This is a genomic window from Pseudomonas chlororaphis, assembly GCA_001023535.1.
Classification (GTDB): domain Bacteria; phylum Pseudomonadota; class Gammaproteobacteria; order Pseudomonadales; family Pseudomonadaceae; genus Aquipseudomonas; species Aquipseudomonas chlororaphis_E.
This window is the reverse complement of sequence record CP011020.1, coordinates 5637478-5653764: the sequence shown is the minus strand read 5'-3', so window position 1 is coordinate 5653764 and position 16287 is coordinate 5637478. Positions and strand designations below refer to the sequence as shown.

Below are 16287 nucleotides of genomic sequence, written 5' to 3'. Positions count from 1 at the left end.
TCATGGACGCGATGCCCGAAGTGCTGCGTCATATGACCGAATGGGGATTTACTAAAGTGTATCCTCAGTCGAACGCTGGGTGGCTTGTGATGGCCGGAGAGTTGTCGACGGCCACTCAGGGGACTGTCCAATGCGAGGTATGGATAGACCGCTCATTTGAGCGGCCTCTCAAGCTATGGCTTACAGGAGTGCCGAAGGCACTGCCTAGGCTGGTGCCGCATCTTGGCCCGGATGGTTATCTTTGCTACGCCGCGCCAGGTACTCAAGTGATCGACATTTACGATCCAGTAGGACAAATCCGTACGTCCTTGCTTCAAGCCACTGAGGTTCTTGAGCAGGTTCTGGCTGGAAATATGAAAGAGGATCTGCAGGAAGAGTTCTTCGTCTATTGGGACGGTATCTACTGCTTCCATGATATCGAGCGTCGTACCTCCGGCGCGGTTGAGATCCTCCAATTATCAGACAACAAAATGTATGTGCTCACTGACGATGTCGGGCGAAGCCGGCTCAAGTTTGCGCGTGCGGGTAGGACGATCAAGGAATTCCCAGCGCATGTTGCGATGATCACGTCCAGCGCAGCTCCAAGACCGCTGCAGGACAACTGGCCACCCAAATCAGTTGGACAAATTCTCGACTGGCTACATGAAATAGATGACGCCTGTAAACGCAAGGTACGCGATAAGATTATCGCGGCGTATCGCGAGGGGCGGTTCGGAATAATGATAGTAATTGAGTCAGAAAAAACGGGTTACAGCTACGGCTTTCTCGTACTTGACCTTCAGCTCAATCGTCCTGAGGATCGGCGTTCCATCGATCAACGACTGCCCATATTTGATTGTCCTATCGAACCACTGCAAATGCTTCGCCTCGATGACAAATACCTGAGCGAACGCAATATCCCAGGGCAGGCAACACTCGCTGGCAAGCGTATCGGGTTGATCGGGTGCGGTACCATCGGTGGCTTCCTCGCTGAGATGCTCGTGAAAGCTGGCGCGGGAACGAGCACCGGTGAATTGACGCTGATTGATAACGATATTCTGATGCCTCAAAACCTCGGGCGGCATCGTCTGGGCTTTAACCATCTGTTCCGGGAAAAGGCAGCTGCACTGGCAGACGAGCTGATGGTATCCATGCCCGCTGCCCAGGTGCGTACCTTTACTAGCGACGCCAAGGACGTGAATTTGGGAGGGCTGGATTTGATCATTGATGCCACGGGCGAGGAATCGTTCGGGCACTGGCTTGCCAAGGTCGCCATCTGCCCAACCATGCATGTTTGGATTGAGGGGGCGGGCGCCGCCGTGCGTTCTCTGATTAAGCAGCGCACTGGACAGGGTTGCTACCGGTGCCTTACTGAGGCAAATAGTCGAGGCATTATGTTATCTGTCGTTGGAGGCGTGCAGCCAATTTTTGCTGGGCAGGGGTGTGAGGGACTCTACGTGCCGTTCCCAGCATCGGTGTCGATTCAAGCCGCAGCCCTGGCACTGGACACCGCTTTGGCTTGGGTTGCAGGTAAACCATGGCCATCGCTCTCAACCCGGTTGACCGATCAGAGCTATGAGCCCGCTACCCCTGATTGTTCGCCGCTGCCATATCCCGGATGTCCGGCATGCCATTCGTGAAAACTTGGATTGTGCCCGGCACGGAGCACTTGGTTTACCTAAGGCAACAGCCGCTTGAGGTTTTTAGTCGCTACATCCAGCAAGGCATGGATTCGAAGGAGGCGGGAGGGATATTACTTGGCCACGTTCGCGGTGAGCACCTGGAAATTATCGAAGCGACTGAACCTTCATTTTGGGACAAGCGCTTCAGGTTTCTCTTTGAACGTATGCCGTACTTTCATCACCGGTTGGCCATGAAACGGTGGAAGGAAAGCAATGGTCTGGTGCGATACATTGGGGAGTGGCACACTCATCCCCAAAATTATCCGAGTCCATCCTCAATTGACCTTAAAGAGTGGCAAATACTGGCTGCTGACCGAGTTGATGGTCGTCCGCTGCTTGCGCTCATCGTCGGGTGTAAGGATATCCATGTTGAGTACATGTCTGGCGCAGGCAAGCGAAATATTCTCGAGCCTGCCAGTTTTAGGCGAGGCGAGGAAAGTGTGTTTCTCAATTGAAGCCGGTTCTAGAAAATTTATCCAGCCGTACGCTTCCGAGAAAAATTAATTCGAACGCCTAGCTGAGACGCTATGCTAGCTATACAGTAATACTTGAAGAGTGGTTTATATCATCGAAGTACTGATTTCTCGAGTTGATAAATTATTAAAAAATCGAGTGCTTAATAGCTAGTTGATAGATAGGGTAGGGACGTTCGGTGCGTAATTCAGAGCCGTAAGTAAGCTTTGGATTGGTTTTTATTGTGCGACTACGTGAGCGATGAAGTAATGTTGGAGCGATTGGTTGATTTGCTCAGAGATATAACCGCGCTTTCTGGGCAAGAGTTTTCCGGGCTGGGTGTGATTGTATTGGAAGATGGTATTAATCTGCCGGTATTTCCAATGCGTGTCGACCTGGAAGTAAATGGCATGACAGACTCTGTTAGGTGTCTAGCTGAGATATCAAATCCCAATAATGACTTGCATGATGGATTTCATATTTTAAATTCCGATCTGCGAATTGTTTCCTTGACGCAGTATTTCTCTCCTCCGATTCCTCCTGGGATTTTACCGAATCGAAGTCGGGCATTTGGTGGTCGGTATTTAGCGGCCCTATTCGGGTCACTTTTGCCCGGCGTTATATTCACCGGTATTTCCACGCCAAGGCTTGGGATAGTGGTTTTTAAAGATGGAAGTGAAGTCTATTTCCAGGAGGTGTGAATGTTTTCTACTCTTTCTCCGCTAAAAGCAATTGTACTCGTTGCTAAGATCTATGCTGCTTTCGTAACATTATTGATATTTATAATGTTTGTCTGTGGATTCGAGGTGACGCTGCAGCAAGCTCTCAGAGCGGTGGTTGGCGGGGCCGTGTTATTAGAATTAGCATTGTTCGTGTTGAGCAGCTTCCTCTGGAGGAAAATATGGAATCGCTTTCCGATTTTGAATGACTGGGTTTTTCCCGACTTGAATGGTATGTGGGATATGGATATCACGTATCTGTGGGACGGTGCGGAGGGGACGAAAAAGGCAGTCGCCAATATCAAGCAAAGTTTGTTTTCGGTGAGCATGGAAGTTCATTCTGAAAGCTCAGACTCTGAAACGCTCGTGGTAAAAACTATCAAGGATGTTAATTCTGCTCGCCCAGTTCTTTATTACTTTTATAGGATCGTTCCTAAAGGTTCAAAAGATTCGGCTGGAAGTGGTTATGAAGGGGCTTCCATTTTGAAGCTTTATGGGCACGAAGGAAATGTTTTGAGAGGTAACTATTTTACAAGTCGGAAAAGTCAGGGGCATTTTTCTTTGACGAGAAGATAGTGGCTGACTTCGCTCTTGTGGCTGAATAGACGCGACTCTGTCTTGCACCTTCTATCGTAAGAAAGATCGCCGGTGGCTACCTAATAACGTACAGGCCCTAGGTACGAGATCAACAAATCGTCGAGAGCCATCGCTTCCTGATCGTCCAGGTTGAAGGGGGCGCAGTCTTCGACAAAGTAGGTTCGTGACTCATTTTTGATGTCGAGCATCGCACTGTGTATCTGCTTGCCAGCCTTGAAACGCACTTTTCCTCGCGACGATGGATGCAGCTCGACGAGGAGGTTCTCGATGTCACGCTCGGACAATCGGAACACCTGTTCGTCGATTTTAAAGTGCAAGAGGCTTTTCACCCAAAAAAACTGAGTGAAGCGATCACGAGGAACGCTACACACGGTGAATGGGCGGAGAACATCATTTGCTTTTTTGAAGCGCCCATAAATCTCTGGAAGAGGCGGGAGGCCTTGGACATCAGAGTGAGCAATGTTGTTGCGCAGCTCTTTAAGGGCTGCTGCTTCGACGACGAAACCATCCCAGAATCCCGGGATTTGGGGGTACTTGGGATATTTGGGCAGCATGTCGCGGATCAGTTGACCCAGGGGGCCAGTTGGCATTTTTCCTGACTCGCGACCGATATGGGCTTTAACCTGTCTTTCGAAGTCAATTGCCTCAGCTCGCAGGTCATCAAGGGTCGGCTCGAAGCTCCCAGAAATGTCTTCGTGGTGGCTCGACGGGAGGTAGCGGCGAGACAGGCCAAACAGGCAGGTGATCCAATGCAGCATCTAGTTTCCTCACGATCGATTAAAGTGCCACAAACGCGCTGGTCTGTATGATTTGCAGGATTGATGCCTTATCTATTGGCACGGTTTTAGCCCTTTAGTAGAAAAATTCCAAAATGCCTGTTTGTAGTCGCATATCAATCGACCTTTCATGATGCAAAGTGGAAGACTCATGTTGCCTGTAACCGGGGCAGGCTATGATTTCGCGCGGCCATTTTCTATGCCAATCATTCAGCATCATAGCTCTCGGACAACCATGAAAACTCCGCCTTTCCTGTACAAGTACCAAAGCTTCACGCAGTACTCATTGCAGTCGTTGAGTGAAAACACCGTTTGGATGTCCAGCCCTGCTAGCTTCAACGATCCTTTCGACTGTGCCATTAATCTAGATCCCAAGAGGCTGCACGAGTCTGTCGCACATGCTCTCGAGATCGTCACGAAAAATGCAGTGGTGGACGATGCCTTGAAAGCACCGAGTGAATTGGACGAGGCCGCGTATGCTGAGCTTCGGGAGTCACTACGCGCGCACATGCAAAAAATCGGGGTTCTCTGCCTCAGCGAGACTCCCGAAGAAATCCTCATGTGGTCTCACTACGCTGAGTACCACAAGGGTTTTTGCATCGAGTTCATGATCGATGATATGTGTCTGTTAGGACGCCTTGCTCAACCCGTGAAATACACCGAGATCTACCCGTCGCTCTCTTTGAAAGATCTGCCTGCCGATGCTGAGGAGAGCTTCATCGACGTCTGTGTGTATACGAAGGCCAAGCAGTGGAGCTACGAGAGAGAATGGAGAGCCCTTGCGCTTACAGGCGATAAGCTTTATCGGGCCCCGGCGCCGATCTCAGCAATCATTTTTGGTGCACGTATGCCTGATGCCCATAAAACAGAAATTCACCAAATCCTCCATCTGAATCCCGGAATCCAATTCAAGGAAGCCTTCATGCTCGAGGACGTGTTCGGCCTTGGGTTTCGTCCCTACTTAGCGTCCAGTGCATCCTGAAACTAGGCTATGGGTGGGCTGCGCAACAAGCAGTGAGCCTCCTACATTGAGCTTTAGCCGGCGGCTTAATGGATGACCCATCGGAGGTAAGCAGCGCGTGAAGGTGAAATCAGCCAGTTGCTTCACGAAAGCGAGAGCGAAGGCCGCGACCTGGAGCCAAATTTACGGCGCCGAATACGGCAAGGAAAAGCCGTACCGGTGATGGAGAAGCTGCATGTCTGGATGATCGGCCAGCGGGACCTCGTGCCGGATGATTCGGCTATCAGCAGAGCGTTGGATTACAGCCTGAAACGCTGGGCAGCACTGCCGCGCTACCTTGATGACGGTGCCGTCCCCATTGACAACAACTGGTGCGAGAACCAGATCCGACCATGGGTTCTTGGACGAAAGAACCGGCTCTTTGCAGGGCTGCTACGCAGCGGAAAACGGGCGGCTGCAATTATGAGTTCGATCCAATATGCCCGGCTCAACGGGCATGATCCCCATGCTTATTTGAAGGACGTTCTTACACGCCTACCGACGCAGTGGGCGAGTGAAATCGGCAAGTTGTGGCCACATCAACCGCCCATCGAGTTGCCGCCGGTGTCGCACACAGCGGAAGACTGGGCAAAGACCCAGGGCGAACAGTTGTTCATTCGCATTGGCCGGAATAGGGAAGGTGACTTCGATGGACGGTTTAATTTTCAACCTGCACGGCTGTCATCTTTCGTCGGGTGTCATACCCGTTTGGTGGTGGGGCATCAGTACAGCACCGGCCACTCCACAGCTTCCAGTCTTGCTTTTACCTCTCTGCCGTAGTCAGGCTCGATCTGAATGGCGTAGGCAGCGAGCCCCATCAGATGGTTGCGCATGCCAGCAACTGCTGAAAAGCCTCGACGCTCTGCATGTGTCAAAGGCCCGACGTCCTTGCGCTCTAGGTAATGTAGGTGCATCCGGATTTTCATTCTGAACGCGCGGGTCAGCCTCGGTGTTTCCTGATGCACTTGTAGGCCCAGGACGATTTTTCGACTCCGTGGTGAGGCGATCGTAGTCTTGGCGAGATTCGGGTTGAGCCCAAATCGCTGGAGGATCCTGTAGACCTCATTCACTGTCCGACGAGCCTGCTCCCGATCGAATGTAACGTCGGTTGTAGAGAGGGTCAGGTCATCCGCGTAGCGCGTGTAGGTCAGCCCAAGCCGCTCGGCTAGCTCGGTCAGCAAAATGTCGGCTTCTCTCATCGCAAGGTTTGCGAGCATGGGACTCGTTGCGGCGCCTTGTGGCAGATGACCAATGTTCCGTGATGCATAGTTGGGAATCTTTGACTTGGACAAGGAGACTTTTCGGCGCCATTTGATCGTGCGGCGTATACGACTGAAGTTAGCGGTGCGGGTGCAGAGGCGTGACAATTCAAAGGATACCAAGGGCTGGTAGCCGAGGCTGCGGAAGACCCGGTAACAGTCAATTTCAGAGATCGACTCGAAAAAGCGTTTCACATCGACCTTGATCAGCCAACGACTCGTGCAGTGAGGCGAGGCCGCGTCAATTAGCCGACAGTTCGGTGCAAAGGCTGTGCTGGCCGCATGAGGCTTGGCTTTAGCTAATACGTGTTGCGCGATCCACTGTTGGGCTACCGACAGGCTTGGAGGTGGAACGCAGATCACACGGAATGAAGTGGGCTGGCCCAGTCGGCCGCGTTTTCTAACGCGAAAAACCTTGTAGGACTCAACTTCGCGAGTAACGTAATCTCGCAGGTGCTTATAAGACACTTGGGTAAGGTGGGCGAGGTGCTTGAGGGTCAGTATTGGGGGCAGCGATGGGTGAACAGCGACCGTCTTCTGAGAGGTCACGATCGCAGCGTCCATCACCAGAGGGGCAATGCTATTTGCGCCTTGGGCTCGGCGGTAGTGTTGAGGCGTCCAATCCTTCATCTACTTTGACACCCGCAGGGTGAGTGCTCGCGCCGCGGGCAGAAGGCTACGCCACTAGGCTGTGGCGTGAGCGCTTAACCGTAAGCAGGAGCTAAGACATAGGGCAGCAGTAATCTGCGCCCGGTGATGAGTTGAGAATCCAACCCATCATGGCAGCAACATTCTAGGAACGTACGCCGGAGCTAGAATCTAGATTGGATGCCTCAACGAGGAGGGATAGTACGGTTCTGGAATCGGATTGCCAACAGGTGTGGTTTTTTTAGCAAGATGTTCCTGTTTTCTGGCATGCGCGAGCTGGCCGTAACCCTGGTCGGTCAGTCTGCGTTGTGAGTCGATCCAGCCATACTGAGTCATTTTTCGGAGAAGATTCGTCAGCTCATACGTTTTCAGGCCGGTTCGAGTGGCGAGTGCCCGGTCGTTCAAGCGGGAACGCTGCAACAGCGCACTTAGCACCAGAAAAGCTTGTCCTGTGCCTATATCTGATTTCAAGATCGCCTTCGACTTGGCCAGGCTCTTATCGCCGAGGTTAGCCAAGCGAGCGCTGATGCTCTCGGCCGTCAAGTCAATCCCGAACACTTCCTTGCTGATACCGGCTGAAACCCGAGCAGGGAATAAAGGCGTCCATGTTTTTTTCTTGTCTTTTGAGGCTTTGTGAAACATGAGTGGTACGTTGTTTGGCGCACCGTGTGCGAACACAAGCAGAGCTCCAGTGTTGCCGTAGCCAAGGCTTGAACCGCTCCAAAACCAAGGGCCGTGGCCTGGCTCTCCATCAGTGGGATCATAAGTGGTGCAGAGCGTCTTCATCTGCTCGGCTTCTTTAAGGGAAAAACAGGTGTCGATGGTGGGGCAGGGCAGAACAATATGTATCGTCGGTTTGGACGGATGTCTGGCTACCGAGCGCTCGCCAGATTCAGTGGCGGAATACGCCATGACTGCAAACCTCATCAGTTTTCCTGACCACCAGCTGCGGACGGATCTGACTAACCATGCCGCTTCAAGATAGTTCGATGCTCGATCACCGCTTCCAATCAGGTCCGTAACGACCCAGAAAGCCCGTGCACGTTTTCTGCGTATCTGCTCTGGGCCTGGATGGTTTAAGAATTTTTTTGGATACTCCTGGCAAAGCTGAGAAATCATCTGCGCGACTATGCCTTCGCTGCCAACCGAGGGGTCATAGGCTTTCGTTGGCTTCACCGCGTCAGGCCCTTTTGCGCCGGTGGCACGCTTGACGGAGCGTCGGGTTTCGCTGAATAAACGGTTCGGCTTACCTAGGCGATGCCTAAGCTCGCGCTCGGCATACAGAGCAACGGTACCCTGTGTAGCTTCTGCTTCCCGCAGAAGCATGGCACGCATTTGATCGATGAAGTCATCTCGAGATACGAAGGCAAACGCCTCTAGCAGTTTCTGGGCGCGCGAGCGATCGCCAAGATTGAACTGCTCCAGCCAGGCGCGGGCGAGAGCATCACTGGCTATTGCGGTTGGCTTGTCCATTGTTCAACGTGATCCTATCGGCCGACGTGGTCTGCACTGGTACACGGGGTGTCACAGGTTGTTTGATCGAGTGAGAACATGGTGCTAAGCCCGTAGGCTGAATCCCATCCGCACAAAGTGCATGCAGAACGCCGTCCTTCCTGTGGTTCACCATATCCGGCCTTGGTCGGAGAGTCGAGATCACTCCTGACAAACCTCGCGGTACTCTGCTCTTGCCACCACAGCGAGGCGCACACTCGACGCGACGCTCTCAGCAGAGCGGTTACAGGCCTTCAAGGCCGCCAGGGAGAGCTGCGTCGAGAATCTTGACCGGCTGAGCGTCCATATACCCACCCAGGGGCAAGGATGTCATTGGTGGTGCTTCAACCACCTCAGGCTGTTCGAAGTCGCACAGAATGTCGGGGTTGAGTTTGATCGGCTGGTGGAACTCGAGCAAGATCGAAGTTCTGGGTTTGTGCAGAGGATGGCCGGCAGGTATTACACGATAGCGCCGGTGCACGTTAGCTCTACCTTCACATGACTCAAATGCTGAGTGCTGTGATCGATGCGAGCAAGGTCAGACACTCACAGATGAGCTGGATCGGGCAAGCTGTCCAGCTGGGTCGTTGAAGGGATTTCATTTTTGTACAAGGGTGGTTCAATCCAGATATCAAGAAGCGTATGTATGATGTCAGACCTTACAAGGCGGGGCCGGTAGATGCGTTCTGTGATGACTCGGAAGAAGATTTGGAGGAGATCGTGCAGCCACCAGATTGATCGTTCGCAGCTACCTGGGCTTATCGCCAATCAGGTGCTGCGAGCATTGGGACGATGCAATCCGGACTTAATGCGAGCTTGATCGCAAGAACTGGGCGATACTCCCCATGGCAGCGCCCATCCTTTTGATCCAGCGATAGGTGACAGCTGGGCTTGTGACCAGGTGGTAGCGATCGTTGAGATCCTCGATTCGATTAAGGACAAGCTCGCGCTCCGAGGCACTCAGATCCTGCTCCAGTAGACGTGCTTGCAGGGGAGCCAGCTTGGCTTCGTACTCGCGAGCCCACTCTGGGCGTACGTAGTCCTGAATCCTCTCCAAATTGAGCAGAAGGAGTGCAGAGGCGGCCAATGTCATCGCGCTGGACACCATAGTCAAGTCACCTTGCTTCCATAACGCGCCGAGTACCAGGCAAGGGGATATCGCTACCAATGACAGGTATAAAACGCGCTTGGGTGGGTCTTTGCGATCTATCGGAGCAGTACGGCTCAGAGCTGCAATCATGGGGTTCACCCGTCAATGAGTTCGACGTGGATCGTCTCACACGGGATCATGTGCTGGGCTCAGAATTCGTTACCAGATTTGTAGGTCACCAGGGGGGGCGCTGGGGTAACCGTCGGGTAGGCCGTACTGCACTCGACTTCGACCTGCGGAGCAGATTCGATATAACAAAAGTGAAGAGTTTGATTAGCCTCGTTAGCTTTCATCAAACGCGAGAAAAGGGTTATCTGACGGTATCGATTCTAAAAGTGACGTCGGCTCCGCAATCAGATATCCCTTCAAGGTCGTTTTCTTCCTGGGACCTTGCACTTGGCATGTCCAGATATTTAGACCGTTGTCTCGCTTCTTGTGAACCTTCAGCTTCTCAAACTGCTTTTGCACCCAACGCCATTCTTCGATCTTTTGGCAAGCGCCCTGAGAAATACCGGGAAACTCCTGCGCGTAACGTTGGAAGAGACCAGGCGTGACCAGAAATGCGCTGCCACCCACCGTGTGGATTTTGGCCTTGCTGTCGTTGATGATCAGTTTGTGGCTGAGAATGCCTTCCTTGACCCAGTTCAGGAATACCTGGCCTGGGCTATCCGATTGAAGCGTTGAAGTTTCGACAGCACTTTCTGACAGTGCGTCTCTGGCTTCAGGCTCTTTCAATTCGAACATGTCCAGCAGCGTGCCGAGGTAATCGGCATCCTCTCGTGCCAATGGATCCGGCTGCGGTTGGCTTTGACCTGATCCTGCACTGCCTGTGTCGGGCGCTGCTACTGGTACCGGGGTGTCAGTAGAGTGGTCATGGGCTGCAATGCTCACCGTTCCGCTGAAAGCCTCAGGCCGGTCTTCATTCCCCCAAATCAACACCGGCTGAAGGCGAAGAAAGGTGAAACTCTGCTGCCAATTTCCTTGTGCCACAAGTGCGGTCCAGATGGCTTTGCCTTCCGGCGTGGACTCAACCAATCCATGTGACTGCAGCTCGTCGAACACCGCGAGGTTGGATGAGGGAATGCCTTCAATCGATTGCGACAGGAGATAAGCTCGCAGCTTATCCGTGACCGTCTTGCTGACCAGCCACAGGGCATCCCGGGTCAGCCATCCGGCGGCACCCGGCTGGTTGAGTTTCAGCTCGTGTTGAACCAGATAACGCAGTCCGCTGATCAAATGGTGTTGTAGCGAGTGAGTTGGTGCTTGCAGCGCCTTGCTCGGGTTACCACCGATGTTCTGTGCGGTGGAAACACGGTCGGCCTGCATCACCAACTCACCGAGCACGCCGGCACGTTCGTACTGGCCCGCGAGGACATACAGCAGACTTGCCCACAGTGGCGGAAATCCACTGAGCCAATCGAGGATTGGGCGGTCGAGAATTTGGGTGTAGAGCAAACCTGCAGCGGCGCTGTGCAGGTGGTAGTCACGACCCTTGATGTAACGAAAACGGTAGGGCTGATCCAGGGAGCCCTGCCAAGGATGCCAAACACGACCATCCTGGCGTTCGACCAGCAGATCCACGGCGATCTTGCCGATGTCATGCAGCAGGGCGCCATAGGCGATGCCAGCCGACCAGGCATCGGTCTGGGCGGCTTGGTCTTCGGGCGCGGCGCCGGTGGGAAGCAGATACGACTGACGCAATTTCAAACTGCAAGCAACCAGCTCGAGGCCATGGTCGAGCATGCCGCCGAGATAAGCATGATGGTGCGTCTCGCTGGCTGGAAGCTGCTGGACGAGCTCGGCGTAGAGATGGATCGGATTTAAGTAGAGCTGGCTGAACTGCTGATGGGAGAGGGCGGTGTACTGCCAGATACGATCGAGCAACTGGCGGCGGTGTTCGACTGCTAATAAGCTCTTGGACGACTCGATGGCCAGGTAACCTTCGATGACGCTGACGGTGGGTGGCGGTGAGGGCTTCTGCCTTTTGTGACGAAACAGACTGAGCATTGTGGCCTCCCGGGAAATGGCAGGGTCAGTGGCCTTTTAGCCTTTTCGGATAGAGCTCTTACCCTTGAGTCCCCATTCCCCTTCCAACCCTTACCCGTCCTTTTTCCGTATATCCCTTTGTGCGGCAACTGGAATAACGATTTACCTTGGTGCCGTTTTGTTAGGTGGCTCGTACTGGTATGAAAAAGGAAAGTGTCGTTACACTGCGGTGCGAATTTTATCGGGTCTTGCCATGAATCTCACTGACGCCACGCTCATACTTTTGCTCGCGGCACGTATCCATGGAACAGACGAAGCCGTCAGGGCTTCAGCGAAGAGCGTGGTCAAGAAGTTGCCGCGCAGCAAGCGCGATCTGATCTACAAAGTAATCGACAGCCAAAGCCCTCTTGATCTGGTCGAATTTTTGGCAGAGAACCTGGATGACTGACCTCAACCGTCCGTAGCGCTGCAGCTTTCTAGGATGGCCCTCGGAAGCGAGCCGTAAAGTTATTCACGAAAAGCGTGGGTATTTCTGTGGATAAAACTCTACATGCCACGGCGTACGCTGATTGCAATGGGGTGACTACTAATTGAGCACCATCGCTCGTGATGATTCACGGCACGTCTGCTGACATTGAAGCGGGTCTTTCAAGGAGGGACGTAGCTGATAGAAAAGGGCCCAACTTGCGTTGGGCCCTTAAGGATCTGAGGCGGTGAGTTCAAGAGTGGCTCACGATCAGACGTTCGTGTTTTTGCTCCGCGGGGTCCTCCAATAATGCTTGCTTCTGTTGCTGCTCCAGATTGAGCACATACTCCGAGGCGCATCGAGCCTGGCCGCTGGCTCGGAAGATTGCGCGGTTGTCAGCCTTGAGCAGGCCGAGCCAGTAATCGATGTAACCCTCGTGCCGAAGCTCTCCTTGGATACCGGCATATGCACATAAAAAAGCGGCGCCCATTTCGGCGACCAACTCCTCGAATGCATAGCTTGGCGAGCTGAATGGACAAGGTGTGGTCACGCCCTCGCGCTGCAATCGAGAGTGGTGTCCGGTCCAGTGCGTCAGTTCGTGAAGTGCGGTGGCGTAGTATCCACCTTGATCGTGAAATTGCGCTTTCGTCGGCAGTTGAATCAGGTCCCTGATCGGGTGGTAAAAAGCTTCGTCGGCAGGCCGATGAATGATGTTTGCGCCCGAACTTAACAACAGGTTTTCCGCAGCGCTGTTGGGGCAGAAGGGCTCGCTTGGTTCCGTCTCGAGCAAGGTTTCGTTGAGCGTTTCGAGCCCCTCTGTTTGCTCGATGTTGAACAGAAAGTGCGTCTTGAGAATGCCAAAGTGGGCGACCTTGGGCTCACCGTTTTCATCGAGTACGGGTTGGCCTGATTCGGTTTGCTCCTCGCGCTCCATCGGCTTGTAGAGCACTGCCAGAGTGCTGCGCTCACCTTTACGGATGTGTCCGCCGGCTTTTTGGGCCTGGTTGAAGGTCAGCCAGCGATCCTGAGTGAACCCCTGCAACCTGGCCTCGACCCAGAGCAACGGCAAATTGATGCCCGAATAGGCACGCTGCGTGATCGCATTAATGGGGTAGGGTTGGTGACGACCGACATCAGCTGAGCCAGTTGATAACCAAGGTTTGATCCAAGGGACTACGCCTTGGTTTATCGCGGTAACGATCTTATCCGTCACGTCTTGGTAAATATTGCGCATGGCATTTTCCTCGAGAGAAAGGAGGAACGCCTTGCCCGTCCGGGAGGGTTCCCCGGTGGGTGATGGATTGATGCAGGACTGCGCACAGCCCGATCTGTGGCCGGGTATGGCCGTGTGTGTTTAGCGTTGATGCTCTTCTGCAAGCGCTATCAATAAGGCGTCAGGTTGGTTCGGTGCATGAAGCAGGCTGAGCTTCAGTTGCATCGAAGTGTGCTGATCGGCATGCCCCGTCGAGTCGGTTGTGGCTACTTCGAACACCACAAAGGGTGCGTTTGGATGGGCCAGATGAGCTCTAAAGGCTGCGCGCAATACGTTGCTCAATCTATCGATTTGCAGCTTCTCAGGATGACTTGAGCCATTGAGCAGTACTGCACGTTGCCAAGCGTCTGGAGTGAACACGACGGGCAAGCTCAGGGCGTTCAACGCATCGGATGTGAGTGAGTCGGACATGGTGTACCTCCGTTGATCGCGCGAAGAAACCTGTCCCGTAGGGGAGGAATTCCCGCAATGGGTTGAAGAAAAGAAGAGGGTTTAGGACGAGCAGAGCTCGAAAGGTGCTCGGAAGAGCAGTGGGCGTTCATCACCGTATGAAACGATGACCGTGCGAGCTGCCGAACGCAATCGCACTTGGGGGAACCATCACTGGAGTGACGTAGCTTTGAAGGCTCTGGCTACCTGGGAAGGCGCTGTCGATAACAGCGATCCGTATCCTCTATGTAGCTGGATGATTTGCATGGGTCAACGGCCATAGCGGCGCTGCTGCAAGAGGTGCGTCTTCTGTCTTCCAGTGAAGAGTTTTCGAGCGACCAAGCTGATAAACGGTTAAGCATGGGCGGTTTTCAGTAGTAGGCTGTAATCTCGATTCCCACAGGAATACGCTTAGAAGAGGGCGCAATCATGCCGGCTCAGCAGCCCGTACAGATTTCCCGCGCATACCGCTGGGCATATGCATGCGGTATGTCGGCAGAACGTGGTTATCGCAAGGTGAAGGAATTTGAATTTCGTGTGGCCAAGCGTGCTGTGGCGGCAGGAATGCCCGCAGGTGGGCTATTGGTTCGTGGGAGCTTTCTGGTTGCGAAGCTGGTTCTAATCCTAGGGATGCTCTTTATCGGTTTCTGGCTGGTCGCTTCTGTGTCAACGATGATTGCTGTGATTGTGTTTCTGGTGTCGAAGGCTGGTAAGAACGCGAATCTTGAAGACAATGATCCGGGACCAGATTTTTTAGGGGCCAACTCCTATCTAGGCAATTACGATGACAATGGCCATTACATTGGTCATTCCAAATCATCGAATAGCGATGTCAGATGATCCTTTTCGTTGCTCCCATCAACTGATCTGCGCCTTTGCCTGCGGCGCCATGCGCTGCCTTGCTTGCACTTCCAAGCATACCTTCAAGGCTGCTGCCAATTGAGTAGCCTGCCCAGCTCATACCCACCAGAAATAGACCTGGCAGTACCAAGAACATCGCCCCCATCACATACTCAATCACCTGCGCCGTGACCGTTCCATCCATAAATCCGGATGTGGGCAACGACAACAGCACCTGATTGGACGCCGAAACGTGGTTGTACAAGGTATCGAGCATGCTGGAGTCGACCCAGCGCGCCAACTCCCACCAGAAGGTCAGCATGTGTAGCGTGAACAGCGCGTACGTCACTGTCATGACGGTCTTTAGCTGGTAGGTACTGACCAGCAAAATCAGCGGCAAGCTGATGGTGACGCCCATGATCAGGAAAGCCTGCACCATCGGCAGGGCAGCGCGTAGCGCATTCATCGCCGGGAAATTGCTGAAGGAACCGAGGGCCAGCCCAGTGTTGGTCGCCAGGTTATTGAGCCCTTGATTGATCGAGCCGCCGCGGGCACTGGAGCCATAGTCCTGATACACCTGTCCGGGCGACATGGACATCGATTGCTGACGTGGACTGACCAGCTCACGCAGGGTGGCATCCTCGATCTCGTTGCTCGAATGACCAGTCAACCAACCTTGCAACTGAGTCAAAAGCGAAGGGTCGAGCTGCTCAATTAAGCGATCGCGTAGCCCGATCCCACTGTCGCTCCACCACTGTTTGCAGGTGGGATACCCCGCACCATTCTCCAGCCGCGGCAATGAAGTGTCGCGGCTTTCGTCATACGACCAGCTGACTCGCGGGGTGCGTGAGCGATCGGTGTCGTAATAGCCAGGCGTGTCTAGAAAATAGCTTGAGCCGATCCAGGATGCGTCGTGACTTTGTGCCTTGTCCAACTGCGGGCGGTTGGTGAACAGCCGAGAGCGAGAATAGCCATAGCAGTCACGAGTGAAGTCGGCGACTTCCTGCAGCAGCACATGGCTATCGATGCGAGAGCTGTCGATCTCCATACGCATCTGCCGGATGTCTGGCGCGCAGGGGACAGAGGCAGTGGCCGCGGCGGTTACGCCTTTGCTCAAGGCATGCACCAGAAACCACCATATCGGGACGTTGGCAGAGCGCTCGCCGATGGTATTAAAGGTGGTCCCCCAGGCAGTTTCTGCTGGCTTGGCCACGCTGACACCGCAGCGCTGACTCGCCGCATCATCGAACGCCATCGAGGCGAGGCTCAACGGAAAGACCGGCGCGCAACCGAACAACACGACTATGTAGGCCAGCCACAAGCGGTTCTCGATCCGCGGTACCGACAGTAGTCCTTTGTTGCCTTCATCTGCGCCTTGCTGACGTGCCGACAGCCACTCCTGCAAGACGATTGCACCGAAGGGCGCGGCGAACAGCCCCGTGTCGGACAGGACGCTCCAAACCCCATTGTTGATGATCCAGCCCAGCAGCGAGAGGTAAAACTCCAGGTAGCTGTTGGTGCTCATGAGCATGGTGGTGA

Annotated in this window: 14 protein-coding genes; 6 read left to right on the top strand and 8 right to left on the bottom strand. The window is 53.8% G+C overall.

Going from position 1 to position 16287, the window contains the following annotated elements:
• Nucleotides 1-2 precede the first annotated feature (2 nt).
• From VM99_24655 to VM99_24645, 3 genes are all read left to right on the top strand, one after another.
• A complete protein-coding gene (locus VM99_24655) occupies nt 3-1619 on the top strand; it encodes a hypothetical protein (GenBank protein AKK01096.1) in 1617 nt (538 codons plus the stop codon).
• A complete protein-coding gene (locus tag VM99_24650) occupies nt 1607-2116 on the top strand; it encodes a hypothetical protein (protein AKK01095.1) in 510 nt (169 codons plus the stop codon). Before VM99_24655 ends, VM99_24650 begins: the two co-directional genes overlap by 13 nt.
• A 699-nt stretch (nt 2117-2815) precedes the next feature.
• Nucleotides 2816-3409, top strand: coding sequence for a hypothetical protein (locus VM99_24645; GenBank protein AKK01094.1), 594 nt, complete (start codon nt 2816-2818; stop codon nt 3407-3409).
• Nucleotides 3410-3489: 80 nt separating this feature from the next.
• Here VM99_24645 and VM99_24640 read toward each other — a convergent pair whose 3' ends face one another.
• Nucleotides 3490-4188, bottom strand: coding sequence for a hypothetical protein (locus tag VM99_24640; protein ID AKK01093.1), 699 nt, complete (start codon nt 4186-4188; stop codon nt 3490-3492).
• 253 nt (nt 4189-4441) lie between these two features.
• On the opposite strand from VM99_24640, the gene VM99_24635 reads away from it, so the two are divergent.
• Nucleotides 4442-5188 carry a hypothetical protein gene (locus tag VM99_24635; GenBank protein AKK01860.1) on the top strand — a complete coding sequence of 249 codons (747 nt, stop codon included), beginning with the start codon at nt 4442-4444 and terminating at the stop codon, nt 5186-5188.
• Between the two features lie 740 nt (nt 5189-5928).
• On the opposite strand, the gene VM99_24630 is transcribed toward VM99_24635, so the two are convergent.
• From VM99_24630 to VM99_24615, 4 genes are all read right to left on the bottom strand, one after another.
• Complete coding sequence (locus tag VM99_24630; protein AKK01092.1) at nt 5929-7095, bottom strand: hypothetical protein; 1167 nt, start codon at nt 7093-7095, stop codon at nt 5929-5931.
• A gap of 189 nt (nt 7096-7284) precedes the next feature.
• Nucleotides 7285-8586 (bottom strand): hypothetical protein, encoded by a 1302-nt coding sequence (locus tag VM99_24625; GenBank protein AKK01091.1) that lies wholly within the window; start codon nt 8584-8586, stop codon nt 7285-7287.
• Between the two features lie 823 nt (nt 8587-9409).
• Nucleotides 9410-9712, bottom strand: coding sequence for a hypothetical protein (locus VM99_24620; GenBank protein ID AKK01090.1), 303 nt, complete (start codon nt 9710-9712; stop codon nt 9410-9412).
• Between the two features lie 324 nt (nt 9713-10036).
• Nucleotides 10037-11761 carry a relaxase gene (locus tag VM99_24615; GenBank protein AKK01089.1) on the bottom strand — a complete coding sequence of 575 codons (1725 nt, stop codon included), beginning with the start codon at nt 11759-11761 and terminating at the stop codon, nt 10037-10039.
• 232 nt (nt 11762-11993) lie between these two features.
• Here VM99_24615 and VM99_24610 point away from each other — a divergent pair, with 232 nt between their 5' ends.
• Nucleotides 11994-12188, top strand: a complete 195-nt coding sequence (locus VM99_24610) for a hypothetical protein (GenBank protein AKK01859.1) — start codon at nt 11994-11996, stop codon at nt 12186-12188.
• A 271-nt stretch (nt 12189-12459) separates the two neighbouring features.
• On the opposite strand, the gene VM99_24605 is transcribed toward VM99_24610, so the two are convergent.
• Entirely contained in the window at nt 12460-13440 is a 981-nt protein-coding gene (locus VM99_24605) for a DNA primase (protein AKK01088.1), read from the bottom strand.
• A gap of 120 nt (nt 13441-13560) precedes the next feature.
• Complete coding sequence (locus VM99_24600; GenBank protein AKK01087.1) at nt 13561-13890, bottom strand: hypothetical protein; 330 nt, start codon at nt 13888-13890, stop codon at nt 13561-13563.
• 447 nt (nt 13891-14337) lie between these two features.
• On the opposite strand from VM99_24600, the gene VM99_24595 reads away from it, so the two are divergent.
• Nucleotides 14338-14748 (top strand): hypothetical protein, encoded by a 411-nt coding sequence (locus tag VM99_24595; GenBank protein ID AKK01086.1) that lies wholly within the window; start codon nt 14338-14340, stop codon nt 14746-14748.
• Here the strand turns inward: VM99_24595 and VM99_24590 are convergent.
• Nucleotides 14741-16279, bottom strand: a complete 1539-nt coding sequence (locus tag VM99_24590; protein AKK01085.1) for a membrane protein — start codon at nt 16277-16279, stop codon at nt 14741-14743. The genes VM99_24595 and VM99_24590 overlap by 8 nt on opposite strands.
• Between the last annotated feature and the right edge of the window lie 8 nt (nt 16280-16287).

Bases quoted from the DNA above. Each gene is read 5' to 3' on its own strand.
- VM99_24630 (AKK01092.1), bottom strand. From the start codon at position 7,095: ATGAAGGATTGGACGCCTCAACACTACCGCCGAGCCCAAGGCGCAAAT.
- VM99_24650 (AKK01095.1), top strand. From the start codon at position 1,607: ATGCCATTCGTGAAAACTTGGATTGTGCCCGGCACGGAGCACTTGGTT.
- VM99_24625 (AKK01091.1), bottom strand. From the start codon at position 8,586: ATGGACAAGCCAACCGCAATAGCCAGTGATGCTCTCGCCCGCGCCTGG.
- VM99_24615 (AKK01089.1), bottom strand. From the start codon at position 11,761: ATGCTCAGTCTGTTTCGTCACAAAAGGCAGAAGCCCTCACCGCCACCC.
- VM99_24655 (AKK01096.1), top strand. From the start codon at position 3: ATGGACGCGATGCCCGAAGTGCTGCGTCATATGACCGAATGGGGATTT.
- VM99_24635 (AKK01860.1), top strand. From the start codon at position 4,442: ATGAAAACTCCGCCTTTCCTGTACAAGTACCAAAGCTTCACGCAGTAC.
- VM99_24605 (AKK01088.1), bottom strand. From the start codon at position 13,440: ATGCGCAATATTTACCAAGACGTGACGGATAAGATCGTTACCGCGATA.
- VM99_24600 (AKK01087.1), bottom strand. From the start codon at position 13,890: ATGTCCGACTCACTCACATCCGATGCGTTGAACGCCCTGAGCTTGCCC.
- VM99_24645 (AKK01094.1), top strand. From the start codon at position 2,816: ATGTTTTCTACTCTTTCTCCGCTAAAAGCAATTGTACTCGTTGCTAAG.
- VM99_24620 (AKK01090.1), bottom strand. From the start codon at position 9,712: ATGGTGTCCAGCGCGATGACATTGGCCGCCTCTGCACTCCTTCTGCTC.
- VM99_24590 (AKK01085.1), bottom strand. From the start codon at position 16,279: ATGCTCATGAGCACCAACAGCTACCTGGAGTTTTACCTCTCGCTGCTG.
- VM99_24640 (AKK01093.1), bottom strand. From the start codon at position 4,188: ATGCTGCATTGGATCACCTGCCTGTTTGGCCTGTCTCGCCGCTACCTC.
- VM99_24595 (AKK01086.1), top strand. From the start codon at position 14,338: ATGCCGGCTCAGCAGCCCGTACAGATTTCCCGCGCATACCGCTGGGCA.
- VM99_24610 (AKK01859.1), top strand. From the start codon at position 11,994: ATGAATCTCACTGACGCCACGCTCATACTTTTGCTCGCGGCACGTATC.